This is a genomic window from Ruminococcus sp. AF17-12 (genome assembly GCF_003479245.1).
GTDB lineage: Bacteria > Bacillota > Clostridia > Lachnospirales > Lachnospiraceae > Blautia_A > Blautia_A fusiformis.
This window is the reverse complement of sequence record NZ_QUGY01000003.1, coordinates 35,093-61,225: the sequence shown is the minus strand read 5'-3', so window position 1 is coordinate 61,225 and position 26,133 is coordinate 35,093. Positions and strand designations below refer to the sequence as shown.

23 protein-coding genes and 1 riboswitch are annotated in these 26,133 nt (G+C 46.1%); of the genes, 21 read left to right on the top strand and 2 right to left on the bottom strand.

What is annotated here, in order from left to right; translation table 11 throughout:
- The first annotated feature begins 181 nt into the window (after positions 1-181).
- The 4 genes from DWW77_RS03945 to DWW77_RS03930 all read left to right on the top strand — a co-directional run bounded on the left by DWW77_RS03945 (position 182) and on the right by DWW77_RS03930 (position 5,643).
- The gene (locus DWW77_RS03945) at positions 182-1,168 is read left to right on the top strand and encodes a diaminopimelate dehydrogenase (protein WP_015525965.1); all 987 of its coding nucleotides are present in this window, start codon (positions 182-184) and stop codon (positions 1,166-1,168) included.
- A gap of 284 nt (positions 1,169-1,452) precedes the next feature.
- Positions 1,453-2,943, top strand: coding sequence for an N-acetylmuramoyl-L-alanine amidase family protein (locus DWW77_RS03940; protein ID WP_118608082.1), 1,491 nt, complete (start codon positions 1,453-1,455; stop codon positions 2,941-2,943).
- 283 nt (positions 2,944-3,226) lie between these two features.
- Positions 3,227-4,687 (top strand): C40 family peptidase, encoded by a 1,461-nt coding sequence (locus tag DWW77_RS03935; RefSeq protein ID WP_118608081.1) that lies wholly within the window; start codon positions 3,227-3,229, stop codon positions 4,685-4,687.
- 231 nt (positions 4,688-4,918) lie between these two features.
- Positions 4,919-5,088: riboswitch (cobalamin riboswitch) on the top strand.
- Between the two features lie 267 nt (positions 5,089-5,355).
- The gene (locus tag DWW77_RS03930) at positions 5,356-5,643 is read left to right on the top strand and encodes a cysteine-rich small domain-containing protein (protein ID WP_173723397.1); all 288 of its coding nucleotides are present in this window, start codon (positions 5,356-5,358) and stop codon (positions 5,641-5,643) included.
- Between the two features lie 107 nt (positions 5,644-5,750).
- On the opposite strand, the gene DWW77_RS03925 is transcribed toward DWW77_RS03930, so the two are convergent.
- Positions 5,751-6,467: a phosphatase gene (locus DWW77_RS03925; protein WP_021651550.1), complete on the bottom strand. Its 717-nt coding sequence runs from the start codon at positions 6,465-6,467 to the stop codon at positions 5,751-5,753.
- A 353-nt stretch (positions 6,468-6,820) separates the two neighbouring features.
- On the opposite strand from DWW77_RS03925, the gene DWW77_RS03920 reads away from it, so the two are divergent.
- The 16 genes from DWW77_RS03920 (at position 6,821) to DWW77_RS03845 (ending at position 22,007) form a co-directional block, all read left to right on the top strand.
- Positions 6,821-9,346 carry a glycyl radical protein gene (locus DWW77_RS03920; RefSeq protein WP_118608080.1) on the top strand — a complete coding sequence of 842 codons (2,526 nt, stop codon included), beginning with the start codon at positions 6,821-6,823 and terminating at the stop codon, positions 9,344-9,346.
- Positions 9,347-9,357: 11 nt separating this feature from the next.
- The gene (locus DWW77_RS03915) at positions 9,358-10,149 is read left to right on the top strand and encodes a glycyl-radical enzyme activating protein (RefSeq protein WP_021651548.1); all 792 of its coding nucleotides are present in this window, start codon (positions 9,358-9,360) and stop codon (positions 10,147-10,149) included.
- Positions 10,150-10,335: 186 nt separating this feature from the next.
- A complete protein-coding gene (locus DWW77_RS03910; protein WP_015525956.1) occupies positions 10,336-11,217 on the top strand; it encodes a class II aldolase/adducin family protein in 882 nt (293 codons plus the stop codon).
- Positions 11,218-11,248: 31 nt separating this feature from the next.
- Positions 11,249-12,637 carry an aldehyde dehydrogenase family protein gene (locus DWW77_RS03905; protein ID WP_092070142.1) on the top strand — a complete coding sequence of 463 codons (1,389 nt, stop codon included), beginning with the start codon at positions 11,249-11,251 and terminating at the stop codon, positions 12,635-12,637.
- An 18-nt stretch (positions 12,638-12,655) separates the two neighbouring features.
- Positions 12,656-13,888 (top strand): zinc-binding dehydrogenase, encoded by a 1,233-nt coding sequence (locus DWW77_RS03900; protein ID WP_015525954.1) that lies wholly within the window; start codon positions 12,656-12,658, stop codon positions 13,886-13,888.
- A gap of 24 nt (positions 13,889-13,912) precedes the next feature.
- Entirely contained in the window at positions 13,913-14,227 is a 315-nt protein-coding gene (locus DWW77_RS03895; protein WP_015525953.1) for a BMC domain-containing protein, read from the top strand.
- A gap of 84 nt (positions 14,228-14,311) precedes the next feature.
- Positions 14,312-14,587 (top strand): propanediol utilization microcompartment protein PduA, encoded by a 276-nt coding sequence (pduA, locus tag DWW77_RS03890; RefSeq protein WP_015525952.1) that lies wholly within the window; start codon positions 14,312-14,314, stop codon positions 14,585-14,587.
- A 44-nt stretch (positions 14,588-14,631) separates the two neighbouring features.
- Entirely contained in the window at positions 14,632-14,973 is a 342-nt protein-coding gene (locus DWW77_RS03885) for a BMC domain-containing protein (RefSeq protein WP_114002790.1), read from the top strand.
- A 73-nt stretch (positions 14,974-15,046) separates the two neighbouring features.
- Positions 15,047-15,325, top strand: a complete 279-nt coding sequence (locus DWW77_RS03880) for a BMC domain-containing protein (protein ID WP_005427721.1) — start codon at positions 15,047-15,049, stop codon at positions 15,323-15,325.
- Positions 15,326-15,454: 129 nt separating this feature from the next.
- Positions 15,455-16,078 (top strand): phosphate propanoyltransferase, encoded by a 624-nt coding sequence (pduL, locus tag DWW77_RS03875; RefSeq protein ID WP_021651542.1) that lies wholly within the window; start codon positions 15,455-15,457, stop codon positions 16,076-16,078.
- 68 nt (positions 16,079-16,146) lie between these two features.
- Positions 16,147-16,413: a EutN/CcmL family microcompartment protein gene (locus DWW77_RS03870; protein ID WP_015525950.1), complete on the top strand. Its 267-nt coding sequence runs from the start codon at positions 16,147-16,149 to the stop codon at positions 16,411-16,413.
- A gap of 4 nt (positions 16,414-16,417) precedes the next feature.
- Entirely contained in the window at positions 16,418-17,746 is a 1,329-nt protein-coding gene (locus DWW77_RS03865) for a 4Fe-4S dicluster domain-containing protein (RefSeq protein ID WP_015525949.1), read from the top strand.
- 16 nt (positions 17,747-17,762) lie between these two features.
- Entirely contained in the window at positions 17,763-18,311 is a 549-nt protein-coding gene (locus tag DWW77_RS03860; RefSeq protein ID WP_015525948.1) for a BMC domain-containing protein, read from the top strand.
- A gap of 72 nt (positions 18,312-18,383) precedes the next feature.
- Positions 18,384-19,148 carry a DeoR/GlpR family DNA-binding transcription regulator gene (locus DWW77_RS03855; protein ID WP_022426929.1) on the top strand — a complete coding sequence of 255 codons (765 nt, stop codon included), beginning with the start codon at positions 18,384-18,386 and terminating at the stop codon, positions 19,146-19,148.
- 136 nt (positions 19,149-19,284) lie between these two features.
- Positions 19,285-20,436 carry a 1-propanol dehydrogenase PduQ gene (locus DWW77_RS03850; RefSeq protein WP_022426928.1) on the top strand — a complete coding sequence of 384 codons (1,152 nt, stop codon included), beginning with the start codon at positions 19,285-19,287 and terminating at the stop codon, positions 20,434-20,436.
- Positions 20,437-20,780: 344 nt separating this feature from the next.
- Positions 20,781-22,007, top strand: a complete 1,227-nt coding sequence (locus tag DWW77_RS03845; protein WP_022426927.1) for a cob(I)yrinic acid a,c-diamide adenosyltransferase — start codon at positions 20,781-20,783, stop codon at positions 22,005-22,007.
- A 110-nt stretch (positions 22,008-22,117) separates the two neighbouring features.
- Here the strand turns inward: DWW77_RS03845 and DWW77_RS03840 are convergent, their stop codons facing one another.
- Positions 22,118-23,428 (bottom strand): hypothetical protein, encoded by a 1,311-nt coding sequence (locus DWW77_RS03840; protein WP_022426926.1) that lies wholly within the window; start codon positions 23,426-23,428, stop codon positions 22,118-22,120.
- A 288-nt stretch (positions 23,429-23,716) separates the two neighbouring features.
- Here DWW77_RS03840 and recQ point away from each other — a divergent pair, with 288 nt between their 5' ends.
- The gene (recQ, locus tag DWW77_RS03835) at positions 23,717-25,546 is read left to right on the top strand and encodes a DNA helicase RecQ (protein WP_022426925.1); all 1,830 of its coding nucleotides are present in this window, start codon (positions 23,717-23,719) and stop codon (positions 25,544-25,546) included.
- Positions 25,547-26,133 lie beyond the last annotated feature (587 nt).

The window sequence follows — 26,133 nt, the reverse complement described above, 5'->3', positions numbered from 1 at the left end:
TCTGTCATCGATGTCCTGAAACTGAGATCGGGGATATCATAAGGCAGCATATCCATATGTTTGTAAGGCGGATCCTGCAGATCCGTTTTGCGATATAGATCGCAGAAGGCTTTTTCTGACAGAGATTCACAATGCTGTCCGGGAAATGCTGCACTGCAGAGAAAAAGAGGAGGAAATCGTTATGAGTATAAGAATTGGTATTTTAGGTTACGGAAACCTGGGACGCGGCGTGGAGTGCGCCATCAAGCATAATCCGGATACAGAGCTGGTTGCAGTATTTACCAGACGTGATCCAGAGACTGTAAAGATCCTTACAGAGACCGCAAAGGTTTATTCTGTAAAAGATGCGGAGAAGCTGAAGGATGAGATCGATGTCCTGATCATCTGTGGAGGAAGTGCTACAGATCTTCCTGTTCAGACACCGGAGTATGTAAAATATTTCAATGTTGTGGACAGCTTTGATACACATAAGAAAATCCCGGAGCATTTTGCAAATGTTGACAAGGCAGCAGCAGAGAGTGGACATGTAGGAATCATTTCCGTAGGCTGGGATCCAGGAATGTTTTCTCTGAACCGTATGTATGCAAATGCGATCCTTACAAATGGAAACGACTACACATTCTGGGGCAAGGGTGTCAGCCAGGGACATTCTGATGCAGTCCGCCGCATCAAAGGCGTAAAGGATGCAAAGCAGTACACCATTCCGGTAGAAGCTGCACTTGAGGCAGTAAGAAACGGAGAAAATCCGGAGCTTACCACACGCCAGAAACATACAAGAGAGTGCTTTGTAGTTGCTGAGGAAGGTGCTGATCTTGCACGCATCGAGGAAGAAATCAAGACCATGCCGAACTACTTTGACGAGTATGATACAACGGTACATTTCATTTCCCAGGAAGAGCTGGACCGTGACCACAGCGGTATCCCGCACGGCGGTTTTGTGATCCGCAGCGGAAAGACAGGCTGGAACAATGAGAACAGCCATGTGATCGAGTACAGCCTGAAGCTGGATTCCAATCCTGAGTTCACATCTTCTGTGATCGTTGCCTATGCAAGAGCTGCATATCGCATGAACCAGGAAGGACAGAAGGGCTGCAAGACCGTATTTGATGTTGCACCTGCATATTTAAGTGCCCTTGACGGAGCAGAGCTTCGCAAAAAATTTCTGTAAGTATCTCTAACAGATCTGTAACAGACAGGAGCAAAACTGCATAAAGGATCATATCCCCGGAGCATCAGCGAATATTTCTGATGTTTCGGGGCTTTTTTCTGCATAAAATCAACATTGGTAATACCTGGATGATGTTTTTTCTGAAAGAAAAGGAAAGAGTTGACGGACCGTAAAGAATGTTATATAATATGGACGTAAAATTGTAACAAAATTGTAATGTTTACGATCAGCCGGACTTAAGAAATAGTAAATATCAATGATCTATCTATCAAAGGAAGGTATGTATGCGAAAATTAAGCAGAAAATGGAAACTCTGGGGACTTTTTTTTGTTCTGATGTTCTTTGCAGCTGGAGCAACTGTACATACAACGGCAACAGATGTACAGGCTGCGACCAAAAACGGCTTTAAAACAGAAAAAGGAAAGTCCTATTATTATCAGAATGGCCAGAAGGTAAAAGGCTGGCTTACACTGAACGGGAAGAAATATTTTTTTAATAAATCCACAGGCGTACAGATGAAGGGCTGGGCTAAGGATTCCAAGGGTAAACGATATTTTTATAATGTCAACGGTGTCAAGGGCTATATGGCAACAGGCTGGCTTACAGACAGCAAGAACAATACCCGCTATTTTAAGCCTACCAGCGGATATATGACAACGAAATGGGCCACGATCAGTAATAAGAAATATTATTTCTACAGCGGCAGTGGCGCTGCTGCAAGAAGCGTATTCCTTACAGACAAGCAGAATGTGACCAGATATTTTACCAGCAAATGCTTTATGGCAAAGGGCTGGGCAACGAATAGGAAACAACAGAAGCGTTATTTTGATCCAAACACGGGAGCTATGTATAAGGGCTTCAAGAAGATCGGCAGCAATACCTATTATTTTTACAGCAAGAGCGGCGTGATGGCTACCGGTTGGGTCACAAATTCCAAAAAAGGATATAAATATTATTTCGATCCGTCAACCGGTGTCATGGCTACGGGAACGAAGACGATCGATGGCAAGAAGTATACATTTGGCAGTAATGGTGTCCTGGATACCAACCCAAGCACTACTACAGCTACAAGCTCCAGGACCATCAAGAATTTCCTTGCTAATGCACTGCTTCCGGTAGGAAAGACTCTTTACGTATGGGGCGGCGGCCACAACTGGTCGGATGCGACCAGAAAGGGCATCAGTCCAAAATGGAAACAGTGGTATGACAGCAATTCCAGCTCCTATAATTACAGATATTATATGGATCTCAGTGAAGCTACAGAACAGAAGGGCCTTGACTGCTCCGGCTTTGTAGGATGGTCTGTATATCAGATCATGCAGAGCAGATCCGGTGGACCTATGTACACGGATGTTTCCGGAAATCTTGGATCTTTGTATTCCGGCAAGGGAATGGGTACCGTTGTTTCCCAGTCTCAGCTGGCAAGCTCAAACTGGAAGCTTTATCCGGGAGATATCGGATACAACAGCGGACATACTTGGATCGTTCTCGGACAGTGTTCCGATAAGAGTGTTGTGATCCTCCACTGTACACCGAATGCCGGCGTACAGATTTCCGGAACACCGACACCAAGCGGAACTTACGGAAGCCAGGCGATCAAGCTGGCAGAAACTTATATGTCTAGGTATCCTGGAGCCAGCAAATATGACTATCATGAATCCAGTGGTAACTATATCCGAAACGGTGCATACTTCAGATGGAACAGAAGCACTCTTTCCGATCCCAACGGATATCTGAACAAGACAGCCAATCAGATCCTTGCAGATCTGTTCTGATCAGGATGTGCTGAAAGAAATTTGTATGTAACAAATAGCAATAAGAAACGTGAGAGGAGAACCTGAGATAACCCGGGTTCTCCTTTTTTAATGTCAAAATCATTAATAAATGTTACAAAGTTTTAAACTAATTAATAGAAAATCCTTGCAATCCAAATAACACTGTGTTAATATATAAAAAGATTGAAACAAGATATTGCAAAAGTATTACAAAGAAAACCAACGAAGCGGATGGTCAGATCCGCTGTATTAAATTAGAATCAGATTGCGAGGGTGAACAGTCATGAAGAAAAGGATATTATGTCTGACACTGGCGCTCATCATCAGCGGAGCACAGGTAGTCAGCGTAAGCGCAACAAGAGAAGATGAGGCAGCACTTCAGCAGGAGATGGATGCGACCAACGAACAGCTGAATGCGACTTATTCCAGATTGGATGAGCTTTCCTCACAGAAGTCACAGATTGAAGGCGAGATTTCAACTCTTGATGCCAATCTTGTAAACGTGATGGTTTCGATCCAGACACTGGAGGGAGATATCTCCAATAAGGAAGCCGACATTGCATCTACACAGACCAACCTTGAGAAGGCCAAAAATGCCAAGCAGAAACAGTATGAGGCAATGAAGAAACGTATCCAGTATCTCTATGAGAAGGGTGGAGACGATGCATGGTTCCAGATGATGCTGAATGCAGAGAACCTGTCTGACCTTCTTACAAGAGCAGAGTACACACAGAAGACTTATGAGCAGGACCGTAAGAGTCTTGAAAAATATTCCAATACGATCCAGCAGGTGGCAAACCTGGAGGCACAGTACACACAGGAGAAGGCAGAGCTGGAGGGAATGAAGCAGGAATATGAGGCAGAGTCCCAGAACCTGCAGGCACAGCTGGATGAGAAGCGTGCCACATCCGCAGATTATGATAATGAGATCGCCTACGCACAGCAGCAGGCTACAGATTATGCCAACCTTCTTGCAGAGCAGACTGCAGAGCTTCAGAGATTAGAGGCTGAGCGTATTGCAGCAGAGGAAGAGGCAAGACGTCAGGCCGAGGCTGAAGCAGCAGCGAGAGCACAGGCTGAGGCAGAAGAGGAAGCAAGACGTCAGGCAGAGCAGGAAGCACAGCAGGATGAGGCGGACGAGAGCGAAGACGTACAGTACGATGAGGACGGCGACGTGATCGAGAATGCAGATGAGGATACTGCAGAAGATGACACCGAGGATGTGGATGAAGATGCAGACAATGGTGAGAATGATGATGCGTCCGAGGATACTGAGAATACAGAGGATAATGCAGACGCAGATTACGATAACAGCACAGACGCATCTGAAGAAAGTGCAGAGGACACATCTAATGCAGAGGACACATCCTCAGCCAGTGACAGTTCTTCTTACAGCAGTGGTTCCGGATCTTCTGTTGTGAATTATGCTACACAGTTTGTGGGGAATCCTTACGTATGGGGCGGAACAAGCCTTACCAATGGTGCAGACTGCTCCGGATTTGTACAGAGTGTCTATGCGAACTTCGGAGTCAGCCTTCCGAGAACCTCCTATGAGCAGCAGAATGCAGGTACAGAAGTATCCTACGCAGATGCACAGCCGGGAGATCTGATCTGCTATGGCGGACACGTGGCTATTTACATGGGTAATGGCCAGATCGTTCATGCATCGAACTCTCAGGACGGGATCAAGATCAGCAATGATGCTACATACAGAACAATTGTATCTGTAAGACGTCTTGTATAATAAGAACGTACAACAGAAAAAAAAAATACAGCAGCCCGACAGCAGTTTGTCGGGCTGTTTTTGACGTCGGAAAAAATATTGAAAACCCATGGAACGGAGTGAACAGCAACAAAATATGCTCAAAAATGTATAAATTTTGAAAACAGTATTGACATATAATTAACAGGATGTTATTATGATGTCAGTATAATTCCATATTGAACATAGCAAGTGCTGAGGATAGCTGACAGTTATATATTGATTATCAGAAGTCCACAGAAAAGGGAATCAGGTGTGAAACCTGAGCGATCCGGTCACTGTAACGGAGGAGCGAATCTCATAGTCCATTGTACGTATGTATGAGAAGGAGAGAGGAGTCATGATCCCGGAGCCAGGAAACCTGCTTGTTATGGCGAGGTTAAACTTCCGTGTAAAGTGTAACAACCATTTCAGGGACTCCGCACCCCTGGGACGTTGTCTACTTTTTTACGAGAGTAGGCATTTTTTTATGGAATGCGCCTGTTCATATGAATTATACATGATTAAATGGCAGGCGATACTACTCCGGATACATTCGTTCCCTCCGCGCACTCATGAACGGATTATATTTCTACCCCGGGGTGGCATCGCTACCTCTTTTTTATAGGAAAAAATTATGTGTGGTTATGTCAGGAGAGGAGAAAAGAGCCATGGAGAAACCATACTGGGAAGGCAAAGAATACTCTTACTTCAGCCACAAAAACTGTGAGTATTTTCCGTGCCATAAAGGAGCAGATCCGGAGAACTTCAATTGTCTGTTCTGCTATTGTCCTTTATATGCACTGGGAGATAAATGTGGTGGCAATTTCCGCTTTACGGAAAGCGGGATCAAAGACTGCACCGAGTGCAAGCTTCCTCACAGAAGAGAAAATTTTGGATATGTTACAGGTAAATATAGCGAGCTTGCGGAAATTGTACGGAAGCAGCGGGAAAAATAAAAAACAGGCCAGTTCAGATACAGGAAAATGTATATTCCTGTGTTTGAACTGGCCTGTTTTGTTTGGAGTGGACAATATCTGTTATCTGTCGGAAAAGATACAGAAGATCATTCTCTGGTTTGGAGAAAAACCTTGAGTCTGGGAATCTGGTTGTTGAGGATCAGCTGTTCCGGAAACATGGCCTGATGAACAAACTCAGCAGCACAGGTAAAATCTCCGATATGCTCCGGGCCATGGCTGTCACTGGAAAGAAGCAGCGGCAGATCATATTTGCGGCAGCATCGAAGGATCTCGAAACAGTTTTCTCTTGTGTCGCCACGATAGCCATAAGGTGCAAGAGAAGCTTCGTTGATCTCAAAGATCGTGCCGGTTTCCCTGGCAGCCCTTGCAAGCGCATCATAATTAACCGGGTAATGAGTGTTATCACTATGTCCGAGGATCTTTACACAGGGGTTTTTCATTACATTGATAAAAGCTTCTGTGTTTTCGGCTCTGGTACCGCAACGGTAATTCCAGGCATGCATGCTGGCAATGGCGTAATCAAGTTTGCATAATAATTCTTGATCTAAATCTACCGTTCCGCTGCGGTCAAGGATATTCAGTTCAATTCCGTAGAGTAATTCTACACCGAAATGTTTTTTGGGAGAATAGGTAAGGCTGCGGAAATAGGAGGAAGTTCCGGCTGCCAGAGTGCCGGGACCGTGATCAGTGATCCCGAGAAGCCGGAGACCTTTCTCGGCAGCTGCGCGTGCCATGTTGGTGATGGTACATTCCGTGCCGTGACCACTGGCGATGGAGTGGGTATGCATATCAGAAAGATACATAAAAATACACCTCTTTTACTGTTTGAGAACATGTGACAGAGCGGAATACGAATGTCCGCTTTGCATAAATTTTTCTGAAAAACAAAGGAATTCCTATATAAATCCAAGTATGGCAGAGCAGAAAAACAAAGTCAATAGAGAAAAACATAAAAATACAAAAAACAAATAAAATCAACAGGGCGCAACCGATAAAAACCACAAAAACAGCTAGAAACACATGTTGGATTTCGTTGACATCGAAGTTGGGGTAAGGTATAATAAAATTACATGAGCACATAGCCGGACAGGAGCGGTTCTGGAAGCGTAGAGGCAGACAGATCACCAGAAACAACCGGTTATGAGAAAGGAGAATCATGGAGAAATTTCATATAGCAGATGTTCCGAAAACAGACAGGATCACACATCTTGTAGATAATCTTTATGCAAAGATGCCGGTGATCGAATCTGCCAGAGCAAAACTGATCACAGAGTCTTACAAAGCAACAGAAGACGAGCCGATCATCACCCGCAGAGCCAAGGCATTTGCCCACATCCTGCACAACATTCCGATCATCATCCGTGATGAGGAGCTGATCGTTGGAAGCAGCACTTTGGCGCCGAGAGGCTGTCAGACGTTTCCGGAGTATTCTTTCCAGTGGCTGGAGGATGAGCTGGATACAGTGGCTACCAGAACAGCCGATCCATTTTATATTGCGGAGGAAACCAAGGCGGAGCTCCGTGAGGTACATAAATACTGGAAAGGCAAGACTACCAGTGAGCTTGCAACCTCCTACATGGCACCGGAAGCAATTCTTGCCATTGACCACAATATTTTTACACCCGGAAATTATTTCTACAATGGTGTAGGACACGTAACCGTTAAATATGAAGAAGTTCTGGCGATCGGTTATGAAGGAATCATTGCCAAAGCTCAGAAGGAACTGGATGAGTGTAATGTAGGAGATGGTGATTACGCAAAGAAATCCCGTTTCCTGGAAGCGGTTATCATGAGCTGTCAGGCAGTTATTGACTATGCACATCGCTATGCCGAGCTCGCAGAGCAGATGGCATATCAGTGTCAGGATCCGACCAGAAAACAGGAACTCCTTCAGATCGCATCCAATTGTACACGCGTACCGGCGAAGGGCGCCCGTAACTTCTATGAGGCGTGCCAGTCCTTCTGGTTTGTACAGCAGCTGATCCAGATGGAAAGCAGCGGACATTCTATTTCTCCGGGACGTTTTGACCAGTATATGTATCCATATTACAAGAGTGATATGGAAGCAGGCAATCTTACCAGAGAATTTGCCCAGGAACTGATGGACTGCATATGGGTAAAATTAAACGACCTGAATAAATGCCGTGATGCTGCATCTGCAGAAGGCTTTGCAGGCTACAGCCTTTTCCAGAACCTGATCGCAGGTGGTCAGAACAAGGATGGCGAGGATGTGACCAATGATCTCTCCTTTATGTGCATCCAGGCGTCTATGCATGTGCATCTTCCGGCACCGTCTCTTTCTGTAAGAGTATGGAACGGATCACCACATGAATTCCTGATCAAGGCTGCAGAGCTTACAAGAACAGGAATCGGACTTCCGGCTTATTACAATGATGAGGTTATCATTCCTGCACTGCAGAACCGCGGCCTTTCTCTTGCAGATGCCAGAGAATATAACATCATCGGCTGTGTAGAACCGCAGAAGGCAGGTAAGACAGAGGGCTGGCATGACGCTGCATTCTTTAACATGTGCCGTCCGCTGGAAATGGTTTTCTCTAATGGTATGGATAAAGGGGTACAGATCAGTGTCCAGACCGGCGATGTCACAGAGATGAAGAGCTTCGATGAGTTTTATGATGCATATAAGAAACAGATGGAATATTTCATTTCCCTGCTTGTAAATGCTGATAATGCCATTGATGTGGCACATGCGGAGAGATGTCCGCTTCCATTCCTTTCCTGTATGGTGGATGACTGCCTGAAACGAGGCAAATCCGTTCAGGAAGGCGGAGCTGTTTATAACTTTACAGGTCCTCAGGGATTTGGTATTGCAAACATGGCAGATTCTCTGTATGCGATCCGCAAGCTTGTATATGAAGAAAAGAAGATGACCATGGAAGAGCTGAAGGAGGCTCTGGCATGGAACTACGGCAAGGGCATCGATGCACAGTCTGCAGCAGATATCACCACCATCGTTATGCAGAAGCTTCAGGAGAATGGCATCCGCGTAAATGAGCAGACCGCAACAGCTGTTATGACAGCAGCTCTCGGAACAGAGCCATCTCCGGAGAAAAAGGCAAGATTCGAAGAGATCCACAAGATGATCGAGGAGGTTCCGAAGTTTGGAAATGATATCCCGGATGTGGACTACTTTGCAAGGGATGTGGCTTATACTTACACAAGACCGCTTCAGAAATATATGAACCCAAGAGGCGGACATTATCAGGCAGGACTTTATCCTGTATCTGCAAACGTTCCGCTTGGCGGACAGACCGGTGCAACACCGGATGGCCGTTACGCACATACTCCGGTAGCAGATGGCGTTTCCCCGTCGGCCGGCAAGGATGTGAAGGGACCGACAGCTGCGGCAACTTCTGTATCCCGCCTGGATCATTTTATCGTATCCAACGGAACACTGTTTAATCAGAAATTCCATCCGTCAGCACTTGCAGGAAGAGAAGGACTGGAGAAATTCGTAGCACTGATCCGCGGATACTTTGATCAGAAGGGTATGCATATGCAGTTTAACGTTGTTGACAGAGAAACACTTCTGGATGCACAGAAGCATCCGGAGAAGTACAAACATCTGGTTGTACGTGTTGCAGGCTACAGCGCATTGTTCACTACACTTTCCAGATCTCTGCAGGACGATATCATCAGACGTACTGAGCAGGGCTTCTAAAGGAGTAACGAATGGACTATTTGGATACAAAGGGCAGGATCTTTGATATTCAGAAATATTCAGTACACGATGGACCGGGTATCCGTACCATCGTGTTCCTGAAGGGCTGCGTTCTTCGCTGCCGCTGGTGCTGTAATCCGGAATCACAGGAATACCGGATCCAGAACATGAAGGTTCTGGGAGAAGATAAAGTGATCGGCCGCGACGTGACAGTTCGTGAGATGATCGAAGAGGTGGAAAAAGACCGTGCCTATTATTATCGTTCCGGAGGCGGGATCACCCTTTCCGGAGGGGAATGTATGTGTCAGGCGGACTTTTCCAGAGATCTTCTTCGCGCGGCAAAGGAGAGAGGGATCAACACAGCGGTAGAAAGTATGGCCTGTGCCCCATGGGAAAAGATCGAACAGGTACTTCCCTATCTGGATGTATATCTGATGGATATCAAGCATATGGATCAGGAAAAACATAAAGAATTCACAGGACGGGCCAACGGACTGATGCTGGAGAATGCAAGAAGGGTTGCGCTCTACGGAAAAACCAGACTGGTGATCCGCGTTCCGGTGATCCCCACATTTAATGATTCTGTGGAAGAGATCCAGGCGATCGCAAGATTTGCAGCATCCCTTCCGGGCGTAAACAAGATCCATCTTCTTCCGTACCACAGACTGGGGCAGGATAAATATGAAGGACTTGGCAGACCCTATTTAATGGAAGGAATCCTTCCGCCTACAGCAGAACATATGCAGATGTTAAAGAATGCAGTGCATGCGGTATGCAGCCTGGACTGCCAGATCGGCGGCTGAGAGATACAGGATTACAGAAAAAAGATCCTTTACAAACAGAAAATATAAAAAACAATAAAAACAACACAAAATACAACAAGAAACCAACATAAAACAACGGATTGTCCTTGACTTATTTTGTGGTATGGGGTAAAATGTTCTCAGAAACAAAATAGTGCAATCCAATGCTCAAGGAGGAAATTAAGCATGGTAAACGAGTTTGAAATCAAAAAACAGCTTTGTGACATCGGTAAGAGAATCTACAACCGTAACATGGTTGCAGCTAACGACGGAAACTTTTCTGTTAAGATAGCTGAGAATGAATATCTTTGCACACCAACTGGTGTATCCAAAGGATTCATGACACCAGAGTTCATCTGTAAAGTAGATGGCAAGGGTAATGTGATCCAGGCTAACCCGGGATTCAAACCATCATCTGAGATCAAGATGCATATGAGAGTATATGAGAAGAGACCGGACGTAGGATCTGTTGTACATGCTCATCCAATCTATGCTACATCTTTCGCAATCGCAGGTATCCCGCTTACACAGCCGATCATGCCTGAGGCAGTTATCGCTCTTGGATGTGTTCCGATCGCTGAGTACGGCACACCTTCCACAATGGAGATTCCGGACAACCTTGAGAAATACCTTCCATACTTCGATGCAGTACTTCTTGAGAACCATGGAGCACTTACATGGAGCACAGACCTTAACGCTGCATATATGAAGATGGAGTCTGTAGAGTTCTATGCACAGCTTCTGTATCAGACCAAGCTCCTTGGCGGACCGAAGGAATTCGACAAAGAGAACATCGAGAAGCTCTATGCGATCCGTCGTAAATTCGGTATGCCTGGAAAACATCCGGCAAGCCTCTGCCTGAACAAAGACGGCAAGAACTGCCACAACTGCGGCGGTGCATGCCACAGCGAGGACTACAAACAGTTCCCAGGATATCAGTATGATTTCGTTGGAAAAGACTGTGATTGTGATAAAGATGCAGCTCCTGCAGCAGATACAGCAAAGAATGACGCAGAGCTTGTTGCTCAGATCACAAAACAGGTTATGGCTCAGCTTGGGCTGAAATAATTTTTTGACGGAATATTAAGGAGGACATCTCATGCCAATAAGTGAGAATATGGTACAGGAAATTGTACAGGAAGTTATGGCAAAAATGCAGATCGCAGATGCTCCGGCCGGAAAACATGGCGTTTTCAAGGATATGAATGATGCTATCGAAGCAGCCAAGAAGGCTCAGTTGGTAGTTAAGACAATGTCTATGGACCAGAGAGAAAAGATCATCACCTGCATCCGCAAGAAGATCAAAGAAAATGCGGAAGTACTGGCACGTATGGGTGTTGAGGAAACTGGTATGGGTAATGTAGGAGATAAGATCCTGAAACATCACCTGGTAGCAGACAAGACACCTGGAACAGAAGACATTACAACAACTGCATGGTCCGGAGACAGAGGACTGACTCTGATCGAGATGGGACCGTTTGGTGTTATCGGTGCGATCACACCATGTACTAACCCGAGTGAAACAGTTCTCTGCAACACAATGGGTATGCTGGCAGGTGGAAATACAGTAGTATTCAACCCACATCCGGCAGCAGTTAAAACTTCTATTTACGCAATCAATCTTTTAAATGAGGCTTCCCTGGAATCAGGCGGCCCGGATAATATCGCTGTCACAGTTGAGAAACCAACTCTTGAGACAAGCAATATTATGATGAAACATAAAGATATCCATCTGATCGCAGCAACAGGAGGTCCTGGTGTTGTAACAGCAGTTCTTTCCTCCGGTAAGAGAGGAATCGGTGCAGGAGCAGGTAACCCACCGGCACTGGTTGATGATACTGCTGATATCCGTAAGGCAGCTCAGGATATCGTAAACGGATGTACATTCGATAACAATCTTCCATGTATCGCTGAGAAGGAAGTTGTTGCAGTATCTTCCGTAGTTGATGAGTTAATGCACTACATGCTTACAGAAAATGACTGCTACCTTGCATCCAAGGAAGAGCAGGACAAACTTGTTGAGACTGTACTTGCAGGTGGCAAGCTGAACCGTAAATGTGTAGGACGTGACGCGAAGACACTTCTTTCCATGATCGGAGTTCAGGCACCGGCAAATACCCGCTGCATTATCTTCGAAGGACCGAAGGAACATCCGCTCATCACAACAGAGCTTATGATGCCAATCCTCGGAATCGTAAGAGCTAAGGATTTTGACGATGCTGTAGAGCAGGCTGTATGGCTTGAGCATGGCAACCGTCATTCCGCACATATTCATTCCAAGAATATTGATAACATTACAAAATATGCGAAAGCAATTGATACCGCAATCCTTGTAAAGAACGGCCCGTCCTATTCCGCACTTGGATTTGGCGGAGAAGGTTTCTGTACATTCACAATTGCAAGCCGTACCGGTGAGGGACTTACAAGCGCAAGCACATTCACAAAGAGAAGACGCTGCGTAATGACAGACAGCCTTTGCATTCGTTAATCAGGAGGAACAGAAACAATGGATATGAACAATGTAAATATCGAAGAAATCGTTAAACAGGTTCTCTCCGGCATGACAGGAAACGCTCCTGCAGCAGCTGCTGCAACAAGCGCTCCGGCTGCTCCGGCAGGAAACACAATTCCGAAAAAAGCAAGAGTAGCAATGATGACAGAGAAGAAACATTTTGAGCTTCAGGAGTATGATCTTCCGGAAGTTGGTGACGACGACATCCTCGTTAAAGTTGAGGGCTGCGGCGTCTGCGGAACAGATGCTCATGAGTACAAAAATGACCCGTTTGGTCTTATCCCAGTAGTTCTCGGACATGAGGGAACCGGTGAGATCGTAAAAATGGGTAAAAACGTTAAAGTTGATACAGCTGGTAAACCGGTTAAAGTCGGCGACAAGATCGTTACCTGTATGATCTTCAAAGATGATCCGGAAATCACAATGTTCGACCTTAACAAGAAGAACGTAGGCGGCGCTGACGTATATGGACTTCTTCCGGATGACGACGTTAAATTCAACGGCTGGTTCGCTGATTACATCTTCATCAGAGGCGGAAAATTCGGTTCCACATTCTTTAATGTAAGTGACCTGGATCTTGATTCCCGTATCCTCATCGAGCCATGTGCAGTACTTGTACATGCTGTAGAGAGAGCAAAAACAACAGGAATCCTGAAATTCAACAGCAGAGTTGTTGTTCAGGGTTGCGGACCGATCGGTCTTATCTGCATCGCAGTTCTCCATACAATGGGCGTTCATAATATCTGTGCAGTAGACGGAAATGAGAAACGTCTTGAGTTTGCCAAGAGAATGGGAGCAAACACAACCGTTAACTTCATGAACTTCAAGGGCATTGAGGCACTTACTGAGGCTGTTAAAGAGGCGCAGGGCGGACATCTTGCAGATTTCGCTTTCCAGTGTACTGGAAATCCTCATGCACACTCCAACATCTACAAATTTATCCGCAACGGCGGCGGTCTTTGCGAGCTTGGTTTCTTCATCAACGGTGGAGACGCTACCATCAACCCGCACTTCGACCTCTGCTCCAAAGAGATCAACCTTGTTGGTTCCTGGGTATACAACCTCAGAGACTATGCAACAACATTTGATTTCCTTAAGAGAGCAAAAGCAATCGGACTTCCAATGTCTGAGCTGATCACACACAAGTTCCCGCTTGAGGAGATCAACGAGGCACTTGAGACAAACCTGGCAATGACAGGTCTTAAGATCGCGATTGTTAATAAATAACCTTAACGGGAAAGGAGAAGCAACATGGCAGAAGCTGTAGGAATTCTTGAGGTCTTCGGACTTGCAACAGCCTTTGTGGCAGCTGACGCCGGGTGCAAGGCTGCAAATGTCCACCTGGAGGTATTCGATAAGAATAAACCGGCGAATGCGGACAGCCTGCCAGTACCGCTTCTTGTCTGCATCAAGTACCGCGGAAGCGTGTCAGATGTCACGGCAGCGGTAGAAGCCGGCATGAAAGTTGCAGAGAGCATGACAGGTGTGGTACAGCATTACATAATCCCCAACCCGGAACCAGGTACACAGAAAATGCTGAAAATCAGCGCCTTGGATAAAGATTAAGAGGATTCCGAAGTTCACTTTACAAAAGTGGCGGAATCATATATGATAAAATGTAACGAAGATAAGATTCAGGAGGATAGAATCATGGCACAGGAAGCATTAGGAATGGTTGAGACAAGAGGCCTCACAGCTGCAATCGAGGCAGCAGATGCAATGACAAAAGCAGCAGAGGTTGCACTTGTAGGAACAGAGAAGATCGGTTCCGGTCTTGTAACTGTTATGGTTCGTGGAGACGTAGGCGCTGTAAAAGCAGCAGTAGAGAGCGGAAGCGCAGCAGCATCCAGACTTGGAGAGCTCGTAGCTACACACGTAATCCCGAGACCTCATACAGACGTAGAGAAAATCCTTCCGAAGCTCTGATTTCAGGCTTTGAGAGGAACGGAAATTAATTAAGGAGTTCGCTCATGGGAAAATCATATGGATTTATAGAAATCACTGGTGTTGTAGCGGCGATCAATGCCCTGGACATCATGTGCAAAACGGCAGACGTTGAGCTGGCGTCATGGGAGCGTAAGCTGGGCGGACGACTGGTGACCCTGATCGTACAAGGCGATGTATCAGCAGTTACAGCAGCTGTCAATGCAGCAGTGGAGCAGGCAATCAAAAAACCTGCCAGCTATGCGGTAATTGCCAATCCTCACGAGGAAATCGTCAAACTGGTTGAGCTGAGTGCAAGCCGGTGGAAAAAGAAACAGCAGGAAAATCCGGAAGAAGCACTGGCAAGCAAAAACAGCAGCAAAAAATAAAGCTGCTGCACCAAAATAGTCAGAAGTAAAGAGAACAAATAAAGCATTTATAATCCACAAGGAGGATATGATCATGACACAGGAAGCATTAGGAATGGTTGAGACAAGAGGACTTACAGCAGCTATCGAGGCAGCTGACCAGATGTGTAAAGCAGCTAACGTTGCTCTGGTAGGAACAGAGAAGATCGGTTCCGGTCTTGTAACAGTTATGGTTCGTGGAGATGTAGGAGCAGTTAAATCTGCAGTAGAGAGCGGAAGCGCAGCAGCATCCAGACTTGGAGAGCTTGTAGCTACACACGTAATTCCGAGACCTCATACAGATGTAGAGAAAATCCTTCCGGTTCTTAAATAATCTAACTGATCAGTTCCAAGACGCACCGGCCTGAGGGCCATTAAGGCTTCCGGCCGGTGTGTTTTGAGTTAAGTTCAGTCATGAAACCGAAAGAAAGCAGGTGTACTCTTGGAAACGAATAATATTGAAATGATCACAAAAATGGTGATCGATGCGATCAACAAAAACGAAGACAAGGGCAATGGTTTCGTTGTTCCTATCGGAGTTTCCGCAAGACATATTCACCTGACACAGGAGCATGTGGAGGCGCTGTTCGGAGAAGGCTATCAGCTCACAAAGAAAAAGGATCTGATGGGCGGACAGTTTGCATCCAACGAAACAGTTACCATTGTGGGACTGAAGCTCCGTGCGATCGAGAATGTAAGGATCCTCGGACCTGTCCGCAGTAAATCACAGGTTGAGGTTTCCGCAACAGATGCGATCAAGCTGGGAATGAAGGTTCCGGTACGTATGTCCGGTGATCTTGCAGGAAGTGCACCGATCGCCATCGTCGGACCGAAAGGTGCCATTTATCTGAAAGAGGGATGTATTGTGGCTATGCGTCACATCCACATGGCTCCGAAGGATGCCCAGGCTGCGGGTGTACATGATGGTGATGTTGTTTCCGTTAAAGCTGACAATGAGCGTGGAACGATCTTTAATCAGGTTAAGATCCGTGTTGATGACAGCTTTACACTGGAAATGCATATTGATACAGATGAAGCAAATGCAGCAAGAATTGCCACAGGCAATACAGTTACCATAATCAAATAATATTCCTCCTTCGGGGATGCCGTTTCCGGCATCCCCAGCAGAGGATATAGAGAAAAACGGAGGCTCATATGATCGTAGGCAAAGTAGTTGGAAGTATTGTTTCCACACGAAAAAGTGAAAAACTCATAGGAAATAAATTCATGATCGTGGAGCCGGTGCATCATATGAAAGCCGAGCACAGCCAGATTGTCGCTATTGATATCATCGGTGCGGGAATCGGCGAATATGTATTGGTGGCACAAGGAAGCGCAGCAAGAATTGGCTGCGGCGTAGAAACAGCACCGGTAGATGCCGCCATCGTCGGTATCGTAGACGACGGTGCAGGATTGGAGTAACGCCATGGATATCAAAGAATTACAGAAAATTATGCAGGAGAATGGTGTTGTCGGAGCAGGTGGAGCAGGTTTCCCTACATACATGAAACTGACAGACAAAGCGGATACCATTCTTATGAACTGTGCAGAGTGCGAACCATTACTGAAACTTCACAGACAGTTGTTGGAGAAGCACGCATACGAGATCATGAAAACATTCGATATGGTTGCGGAGACGGTAGGAGCTTCACAGGCCATTATCGGAATCAAAAAGTCTTATGTACAGACGATCAATGCTTTAAATCAGCATATTGAAGAATTCCCGAGGGTTAAGATCCATCTTCTGGATGAGGTTTATCCGATGGGTGATGAGGTTGTTCTTATTTATGAGGCAACCGGACGTGTGGTACGGCCCGGAGGACTGCCGATCGAGCAGGGAGTAGCCGTATTTAATGTAGAGACTCTCTACAATGTATACCGCGCGGTAGAAGAACATAAACCGGTCACATGTAAATATGTTTCCGTTGTTGCTGAGGTTGAGAACCCTGTTACAGTGAAGGTTCCGTTGGGATGTACACTGGAAGAGGTTGTTGCCCAGGCAGGCGGTACAACTGTAAAGGATCCTGTATATTTCGTTGGCGGCCCGATGATGGGACGTATCGGAAATGGTTCAGACCCGGTTACAAAAACAACGAATGCAATCCTGGTTCTTCCAAAGGACCATGTTATTGTCATGAAGAAGCAGCGGACTTCTTCTATAGATCTGAAGAGAGCAGCATCGATCTGCTGCCACTGCCATACATGTACAGATCTTTGCCCGAGACATAATCTGGGACACCCGATCGATCCGGCAATGTTCATGATGGCAGCATCTAATCAGGATTTCAGAAATGTAAATCCTTATATCAATTCTGCATTCTGCAGCTCCTGTGGTGTCTGCGAGATGTATGCGTGTCCGCAGAGCCTGGCTCCGAGAACACTGCTTGCAGATATGAAGGGCGGACTTCGTAAGGCAGGGATCAGACCACCTCAGGGTGTTCAGCCGAAGCCGGTTCAGGAGTCCAGAGAATACCGCAAGGTTCCTGAGGAGCGTCTGATGGCACGTCTGGGACTTACCAAATATGACAAGGATGCACCGCTTCAGGAAGAACTTGTAAACGTATCGAAGGTAAAGGTTCTCTTAAGCCAGCATATCGGTGCACCGGCACAGGCAATCGTAAATGTAGGCGATATGGTAACAGAAGGCCAGATGATCGCACAGCCTGCACAGGGATTAAGTGTCGGAATCCATGCAACCATCAGCGGTAAGGTTACAGAAGTGACAGACCGCCATGTTGTAATTGCAAGAAATTAGAAAGGACGTGCACAAAATGAGTAGAGCAATCGGAATGATTGAGTTTAAAACCACACCAGCTGGTATCACTGCAGCAGATGCCATGGTTAAGACATCTGAAGTAGAGATCGTGGAGGCGCAGACAGTATGTCCGGGAAAATATATTGCAATTATCACCGGAGATTTAAGCGCAGTAAAAGCTGCTGTAGACACAGCTGTAACAACATACGAGGACAAATGTATTGACAGTTTTGTACTGGGCAATCCACATGAGTCCATTTTCCCGGCAATCTACGGAACCACACAGGTCGAGGAGATCAGTGCCCTGGGAATTCTTGAGACCTATGATGCAGCATCTATCATCGAGGCGGCAGATCAGGCAGCTAAGACAGCTATCGTTGATCTGATCGAGCTTCGTATCGCCAAGGGTATGTGCGGTAAATCATACATGCTTCTTACCGGCGAGGTTTCTGCAGTGGAGGCTTCTATCGAAAGAGCAAAAGAGCTGGTAGCTGAAAAAGGAATGTACATGGATTCCTCAGTGATCGCTCATCCGGACAAGAGAATGATCGATACGATCCTTTAATATTGTCTTTATATCTGAGGGATATCCTTTTGAAGGGTATCCCTGCAATGACATCTGAAAAGGAGGCATCTTATGCTAGCATTAGAGAGAAGAAATCTGATTCTCGAGAAATTACAGGAAGAGAAAAGGGTTGTTGTAAGTGAACTAAGCCAGCTTTACAGTGTCTCAGAAGAAACCATCCGCCGTGATCTGGACAAGCTGGAAAAAGAGGGACTTGCCACAAAGAGTTATGGCGGTGCGGTGATCAACGAAGATGTCGGTATTGATTTACCATTTAATGTTCGTAAAAACCAGAATGTACAGGGAAAGCAGAAAATGGCGGAGATTGCTGCTTCCATGGTGAATGACGGAGATCACATTTTTCTGGATGCCAGCACAACGGCAGTTTTTGTAGCCAAGGCTCTGAAAGAAAAGGAACGTCTTACCGTTGTTACCAATTCTATGGAGATCCTTCTGGAGCTCTCGGATGTATCCGGCTGGAATATTATTTCCACCGGTGGAGTGATGAAGGAAGGATATCTTGCATTTCTTGGTGCCAGGACCGAGGAAGTGATCCGTTCTTATTATGTGGACAAGGTGATCTTTTCCTGTAAGGCATTAAACGAGGATATGGGGATCATGGAATCTAAAGAAGCCTTTGGAACAACCAAAAAAGCCATGATCAATTCCGGAAAAATGCGTATTCTGGTGGTAGACAGCACGAAATTTGATCAGACTGCTTTTTCCGTGGCAGGACAGTTGCGGGATATCGAGACGATCATCACAGACAAAAAACCGTCTGAAAAGTGGTTGGATCATTTCAACAGGCATAAGATCGAATGCATCTACCCGAAATAGACGGAACATATATTGTGAAACGATTATGTTCATGAGCATGCAGTGTATGCGGAATGCGGAGATCCGCTTTACTTTATCCGAACACAGACAGACAAAAGAGAACTGTGTTTCGGTTTGACGAGAGGGAGCAGTTTCTATGAATACATTTGAAATGAAAACAGCCATCCATTTTGGAGCTGATGCCCTGGGAAGACTGAGAGATATTCCATACAAAAGAGTCCTTGTTATCACAGACCCGTTTGTTGTAAAAAGCGGAATGATCGATATGATCACAAAACCGCTTCAGGCAGGTGGAAAAGAATTTGATATTTTCTGTGATGTTGTTCCGGATGCACCGGTTGGAAAAATTGCCGAAGGAGTTAAGAAATTCCTTCAGTATCAGCCGGAAGCTATTGTTGCAGTAGGTGGTGGTTCTGCCATCGACTCTTCCAAGGCAATCCGTGAGTTTGCCTTGAAGATCAATAATTACGGAAAAGTCGGACTGGTTGCCATTCCTACAACAAGTGGTACCGGTTCCGAGGTTACTTCTTTTGCAGTTGTAAATGATACAGAAGCACATGTGAAGTATCCGCTGATCTCAGACAGCCTGACCGCTGATGAGGCAATTCTGGATGCGGAGCTTGTACGCAGTGTTCCGCCTGCGATTACAGCAGATACAGGTATGGATGTTCTGACTCATGCAATTGAGTCTTATGTCAGCATCAACCATAATGAGTTTACATCTGCACTTGCAGAGAAAGCAATCGAGATCTGTGGCGTATATCTTTATCGTGCATATGTTGACGGTAATGATATGCATGCAAGACAGAAGATGCATGTAGCGTCCTGTCTGGCAGGACTTTCCTTCAATGCAGCAGGTCTTGGAATTACTCACAGTATGGCTCATCAGCTGGGTGCTATTTTCCATATTCCTCACGGAAGAGCTAATGCGATGCTGTTGCCGCATATTGTTGAATATAATGCAAATATCAACAAACGCAGCAGAAGCCAGAAAGAATATCTTCCGGCAGTAAAGAGATATTCCAATATTGCACATCTTCTTGGACTGAGCAATTATAACGAAGTTATGAGCGTAAGATCTCTTGTAAACTGGATCCAGTTTATGCAGAAAGAGATGAATATCCCGCTTACCATCGAAGAGATGAAGACGATCACACCGGATGCTTATTTTGCGGCGGTTGATAAGATGGCGGATATGGCACTTGCGGATGCCTGCACAGCGGCAAATCCGCGTGTACCGAAGAAAGAGGATATTGTTAAGATTTATACTAAACTTTGGTCTTTTTGATAAAAGATGAAAACCGCAAAGGGGCCGCAAAGCCGCGGCCCCTCTGCACACCCCTCGGGCTTTTTTTAGAGTGCTTGACTGTGGCGGGCGGAAGGGTATTGACTTGTGCCTGTATGCTGCGGTTGTTCCGGGTTGAACGTTGTGCCGATGGGGCGCCGTGGGCGCTTTGGATGTGTGACGTTGTTGGCAGGGGCTGGTGCGTTTGTGAACGCCGCGCTTGGTTTGCCGGGATGGTTGTGGTGTGTGTTTACGTATGTGTGGTATGCGTAGCATTTCGAGGATTGTAAAATTGGTCTGATATGGGTGGGATTATTTATCAGGAGTTGCTGGGAGGTTGAGCTGGGATGGAGGTTTATACCGGGTATGGTGATAAGGGGATGACGGATCTTTCCCATACGAAGAATGTTTCAAAGTCGGATGATCGGATTTGTCTGATGGGGTCAGTTGAGGAACTGATGAGTCATATTGGGCTTGTGCGGGTTCTGGTTGATGATGTGGATGTTGTCCGGATGTTGGAGAAGATCTCGGAGACTTTGAAGAAGATCATAGATGGGGTTTCTGATCCTTATAATCGGGAGTTTAAGGTCAGTGAAGACCGGACGGAGCTTCTGGAGGAGGAGATTGGCCGGATGAAAGAGATTTTTTCCGGAGAGAGGCTTCCGATTCTTCCGGGGGATTCCCGAGTTGCGGCTGAGATCGATGTGACAAGAGCTGTGGCGCGGAGGGCTGAGAGAGAGCTTGCGCTGGTCAGTGTGAAGTTTGGATCGGATACCGGAGCCAAGAAATATATGAACCGTCTGTCAGATTATTTTTATGTGCTGGCAAGGTATGTGGATGTTGCGAAGATCGAAGAGAAGAAGACAGATATTTCTGAAAGTGTTCAGAAATCTGTGAAAGCAGAAACTGCTGGGATTGAAGCTAATGTTGGGGTAGAGGCTGTAGGAACTGTTGGAAGTAGTGCGGATGTTGCAGCGGGTACATCGGCGGTGGATGTAAGAGCACAGGATTCGCAGATGGTGCAGAAAAGGGATGTACAGGCTTTTGATGTGCAGAATGGGACTGTGACGACAGCAGTGGGAGGAAATACGGCAATGGCACAGAATGACAGTATGGCAGCAAATACGGCGATGATCCAGGAAGTGCTGAAGCGTATGGGTATCCAGGGTCGTATCACATTGGATTCTGCCAAGAGGCTTATTGAGAAGATCGAGCAGGAAGCTTTGAGAAGAAACAAGCCTTCCGTAATTGCGATATGCAGCCCGGACGGAAATCCGGTTGCGGTTCATGTGATGGATGGATCTTTTCTTGTAAGCTTTGAGGTGGCTTTGAAGAAGGCTTATACATCGGTTGCAGTGAAGATGTCCACCATGGAGCTTTCCAGATTGACACAACCGGGCCAGACCTTTTATGGTCTTGGAAAAATGAGTGACAATATTGTGATATTCGGAGGTGGTGTACCCCTGAAGGTTGGAGACACCATCATCGGCGGTCTTGGTATCAGCGGCGGTACCGGCGAAGAGGATAACAGCCTCGCAGAGTATGGACTGCAGGTACTGAATGAGGTACTGTAGGATACAGGATAAAAACAAAACGTATAGACAGCTCAGAGAGAATAAATAAAAGGGACGTGTTGCAGTGATGATTTTTAAATCAATACTGCGGCACGTCCCTTTTGAATTATTTACTTCCAGCTAATCTTCAGGCATTTAACGGAAATATCACTTTTTTCCGGCGCCTGGACCATGTTCTGGATGAAATAGGTTTTTGTCATGGATTTTCCGGGCTTCAGGTTCAGTGTCAGATCCTTGGTCCAGTACATCTGATCATAGATACCGGAACCGGTGGTGATCTGTACTTTTGCGGTGGTGATGGTTTTCGCAGAAGTATTGGTGAACTTTAAGGTATAATAGGTCTTCATGTCATTGGGGCCATACTTGATACCGGCAACACTGATCTTCAGATTTTTGACGGTAGGTTTGGCGGCCGGTGCGGATACGGTAATAGTGATCTTACGATTGACACCGTTTAAATTTGCGGTAACCGTGGCTGACCCTTTTTTCTTTGGGACAAGATAGTTTCCGGAAATGGCAAGTACGGAAGGCTTGCTGGATTTTGCATTTTTGATGGTCAGACTGGTACCGCCCTTCAGATTGATAAGGGAACGCATGCTGACCTTGGAGCCAACCTTGAGTGTAGTTTTGGAAGCACGGAAGGTTGCTACGGTTTTTGAAGGCGAGGTTACTTTCCCGGTCAGCTTATAGGCTGTGGCCTTTGGGTAGGATAAAGTGATCTTTGCGGATCCGGCTTTGAGAGCCTTCAGGGTGACTGTGAAACGGCTGCGTTTTTTGGAATCCTGAGTGATGCTTTGTACCTTGAGAACAGAGCTGTTGGAAGAAGTAACCTTGAATTTTGATTTGCTGATGGTTTTTACGTAGGAATCAGAAATCTCGATTCCGATGGAAGTGGTTTTTCCGGTTCGGATGCTCTGGTTCAGATAATTGTTGTTGGTGATAAAAATTTCCGGTACTGCCTGTTTGATGGTGACCTCATAGTCACAGTCTACCGGTACCGGGCATTTTTTATTGCCAAAATCGAACTCCAGGTAGCCATCCTCTATGTTGTCATCGTAGGTGAAAAAGGTTTCCTTGTATGCCAGCGGTGTATAATTTGAAGTGCTCAGCTTAACTACATTGATTCCATCGATAGAAAATGTGGTGCTTTTTGGGATGACTCCCTTGGGTGAATAAAAGCTTACACGAACTGTCACGGCATAGATCCGTTTTTGGCAGTTTGCATTTTTGATGTTGATCGGGAAATTAATGTCTGAAAATTCATCTTCGATCACACCGTCGGTATCATGGATGGTGGAAGAGGTTCCTTTGGTCACGACCCGGACTCTGGCGTGAGCATTCTGGGGAAGCAGGAGCACAATAAAGGAAAAAAGAATCAGGAAAAAAAATGCTTCGATGGTTTTTATTTTTCTTTTACACATAACAAACCCTCCTTTTTTTATGAGCATTCCGGCTGTTACTGAACAGAGGCCCGTGTACTCCATGAATTCATGGTCCTCTGCTGCGGAACAGTATAAACAGACTCTTTCTCTTATATCATTATAACAGGAAACCAGGGAGGAAGTGCTTTGTGATTTTTTTGTATCAATTGGCAATTTATCTGTAAATATGTTAAAATAAAATATTCGGAAAACAGCAGCGATTCGACAATGAAAAAGAGAAGCGTTACAGTTCCGGTGGGAACGTAACAGAAAGGATCATGTCGATTTATGACGAAACAGGAACTTTTAAAGACCCACTTCGGGTATGATACATTCAGAGAAGGGCAGGAAGCGGTGATCGATGCGCTTCTTGCAGGAAAAGATGTTCTGGCAGTGATGCCAACCGGCGCAGGAAAATCCATCTGCTATCAGGTACCGGCACTGATGATGAAGGGGATCACACTGGTAATATCACCGTTGATCTCCCTTATGAAGGATCAGGTGAGGAGTCTGAACCAGGCCGGTATCTCAGCAGCATACCTCAACAGCTCTCTGACGCAGGGGCAGTATTTCACAGCCTTGCGCTATGCAAAGGCAGGACGATATCCGATCATTTATGTAGCACCGGAGAGGCTTACCACAGAGGCGTTTCTGGATTTTGCGCTGAGCGCGGATATTTCCATGATCGCAGTGGATGAGTCACACTGTGTATCACAGTGGGGACAGGATTTTCGGCCAAGCTATCTGAAGATCGCAGAGTTTGTGGCACAGCTTCCAAAAAGACCGGTGATCGGCGCATTTACAGCTACAGCCACGAAGGAGGTCAGGGAGGATATTGCAAGACTTCTGGGGCTTCAGGATCCCTTTTGCACAACCACAGGATTTGACCGGGAAAACCTTTATTTTGCAGTGAAAACACCGAAAGATAAATATAAGGAAGTACACGATTACATACTGGAGCATCCGGACGACAGTGGGATCATCTACTGTCTCACCAGAAAGCTGGTGGAGGAGGTCTGCGGAAAGCTGATCCGTGACGGCATCACGGCCACCAGATATCATGCAGGACTTTCCGATGAGGAACGCCGGAACAATCAGGATGATTTTATTTATGACCGCTGTCGTGTGATGGTAGCCACCAATGCATTTGGAATGGGAATCGACAAGTCCGATGTGCGTTATGTCATTCATTATAATATGCCGAAGAACATGGAAGGCTATTATCAGGAAGCAGGCCGTGCGGGCCGTGACGGCGATCCTGCGGAATGTATCCTGCTTTACAGCGGGAAGGATGTGGTTACCAATCAGTATCTTATCGAGAGAGGACAGGATAACCAGGAAATGGAAGCGGCAGCCTGGCGCCTTGTCCGGGAGCGTGATCAGGAGAGGCTGAAGCAGATGACCTTTTACTGCTTTACCCATGATTGTCTGCGTGAGTACATCCTGAAATATTTTGGGGAATACGGAAAAAGCTACTGCGGAAACTGCCTGAACTGCCAGACCGAGTTTGAAGAGCAGGATGTGAGCCAGGAGGCCAGGGCAATGATCCGGTGCGTGGAAAGCAGTGGTCAAAGATACGGGGTGAACGTGATCCTGGATACTCTGCGTGGTGCATCTACGGCGAAGATCCGGCAGTATGAGATGGATGGAAATCCGGAATATGGAGTCTGTGCAAAGATTCCGGCACACCGGCTGCGGCAGATCTTTAATTATCTGGTACTGAAGGAATATCTTCATCTGACGGATGACGGATATACGATTGTGAAGCTGACCGCCGCTTCCAGGTCACTTCTGGAGGAGGCGCATATCCTCACAATGAAAATGTCAAAAGAGCTGGAGACGAAGAAAAAAGAGAAACGGAGCAGACTTCCGAAATCTGCAGTCGGGGAGCTGGGAGAACAGGATGAGCCCCTTTTTCAGAAGCTCCGTGCTCTTCGCCTGGAAATCGCCAGAGAGGAAAAAATCCCCCCTTATATGGTCTTTTCCGACAAAACCCTTATCCATATGTGCATTCTAAAGCCTGGAAACGAGGAGGAAATGCTGAATGTGACAGGAGTCGGCAGGCACAAGTACGAAAAATACGGAAAAAGGTTTATAGACGCGGTGAAAAATCTGTAGGAAATAGACTTTTGCCGTCGGAAAATGAAGAGCGAAATGTTCTGAAATTTCTTGCATTTTAAAGAGGCATTTGTTAGAATAAGACAAGCAGGAAACATCCGGCGGCTATAATGCGGCCGGATCGTTTTTAACTGTATCATATTTCTGCTGCATGTTCCGGTGCAGCGTACAGGCATTTCGCAAGCAGAGTTCTATGCAGCAGTGGAATCCCTTCGAGTAGATGGACCAACTGTGTGAGATATCCGTTGGTCAGAAGCAAGCAGTGAGGTGGATGATCGTATCCGCTTTCAATTAAGACATAATCTGGTGCTGGTCACTGCGTAAACAGAGATCAGGCTCCTTCACGATCTGCGTCGGCTTTTTCATGCAGAAAATCTGCCCTGCCGGCTTTTTTTCTCATACAGAAGAGTAGCATGTATTCATAAAGACATGAACATAGCCCGTCTGCAAAACGGGAATCCGTTCCGGCATGACTGTTCTCCGCCAGGCCGAAAAAGCTGTATTTACATAAAACAGCCCAATTCCTCAAAAAGCAGGATATCCGCAATATGTGCGAGATCCTGCTTTTTGTCATGTAATACTCTGAT

Bases quoted from the DNA above. Each gene is read 5' to 3' on its own strand.
- DWW77_RS03945 (WP_015525965.1), top strand. From the start codon at position 182: ATGAGTATAAGAATTGGTATTTTAGGTTACGGAAACCTGGGACGCGGC.
- DWW77_RS03940 (WP_118608082.1), top strand. From the start codon at position 1,453: ATGCGAAAATTAAGCAGAAAATGGAAACTCTGGGGACTTTTTTTTGTT.
- DWW77_RS03935 (WP_118608081.1), top strand. From the start codon at position 3,227: ATGAAGAAAAGGATATTATGTCTGACACTGGCGCTCATCATCAGCGGA.
- DWW77_RS03930 (WP_173723397.1), top strand. From the start codon at position 5,356: ATGGAGAAACCATACTGGGAAGGCAAAGAATACTCTTACTTCAGCCAC.
- DWW77_RS03925 (WP_021651550.1), bottom strand. From the start codon at position 6,467: ATGTATCTTTCTGATATGCATACCCACTCCATCGCCAGTGGTCACGGC.
- DWW77_RS03920 (WP_118608080.1), top strand. From the start codon at position 6,821: ATGGAGAAATTTCATATAGCAGATGTTCCGAAAACAGACAGGATCACA.
- DWW77_RS03915 (WP_021651548.1), top strand. From the start codon at position 9,358: ATGGACTATTTGGATACAAAGGGCAGGATCTTTGATATTCAGAAATAT.
- DWW77_RS03910 (WP_015525956.1), top strand. From the start codon at position 10,336: ATGGTAAACGAGTTTGAAATCAAAAAACAGCTTTGTGACATCGGTAAG.
- DWW77_RS03905 (WP_092070142.1), top strand. From the start codon at position 11,249: ATGCCAATAAGTGAGAATATGGTACAGGAAATTGTACAGGAAGTTATG.
- DWW77_RS03900 (WP_015525954.1), top strand. From the start codon at position 12,656: ATGGATATGAACAATGTAAATATCGAAGAAATCGTTAAACAGGTTCTC.
- DWW77_RS03895 (WP_015525953.1), top strand. From the start codon at position 13,913: ATGGCAGAAGCTGTAGGAATTCTTGAGGTCTTCGGACTTGCAACAGCC.
- pduA (WP_015525952.1), top strand. From the start codon at position 14,312: ATGGCACAGGAAGCATTAGGAATGGTTGAGACAAGAGGCCTCACAGCT.
- DWW77_RS03885 (WP_114002790.1), top strand. From the start codon at position 14,632: ATGGGAAAATCATATGGATTTATAGAAATCACTGGTGTTGTAGCGGCG.
- DWW77_RS03880 (WP_005427721.1), top strand. From the start codon at position 15,047: ATGACACAGGAAGCATTAGGAATGGTTGAGACAAGAGGACTTACAGCA.
- pduL (WP_021651542.1), top strand. From the start codon at position 15,455: ATGATCACAAAAATGGTGATCGATGCGATCAACAAAAACGAAGACAAG.
- DWW77_RS03870 (WP_015525950.1), top strand. From the start codon at position 16,147: ATGATCGTAGGCAAAGTAGTTGGAAGTATTGTTTCCACACGAAAAAGT.
- DWW77_RS03865 (WP_015525949.1), top strand. From the start codon at position 16,418: ATGGATATCAAAGAATTACAGAAAATTATGCAGGAGAATGGTGTTGTC.
- DWW77_RS03860 (WP_015525948.1), top strand. From the start codon at position 17,763: ATGAGTAGAGCAATCGGAATGATTGAGTTTAAAACCACACCAGCTGGT.
- DWW77_RS03855 (WP_022426929.1), top strand. From the start codon at position 18,384: ATGCTAGCATTAGAGAGAAGAAATCTGATTCTCGAGAAATTACAGGAA.
- DWW77_RS03850 (WP_022426928.1), top strand. From the start codon at position 19,285: ATGAATACATTTGAAATGAAAACAGCCATCCATTTTGGAGCTGATGCC.
- DWW77_RS03845 (WP_022426927.1), top strand. From the start codon at position 20,781: ATGGAGGTTTATACCGGGTATGGTGATAAGGGGATGACGGATCTTTCC.
- DWW77_RS03840 (WP_022426926.1), bottom strand. From the start codon at position 23,428: ATGTGTAAAAGAAAAATAAAAACCATCGAAGCATTTTTTTTCCTGATT.
- recQ (WP_022426925.1), top strand. From the start codon at position 23,717: ATGACGAAACAGGAACTTTTAAAGACCCACTTCGGGTATGATACATTC.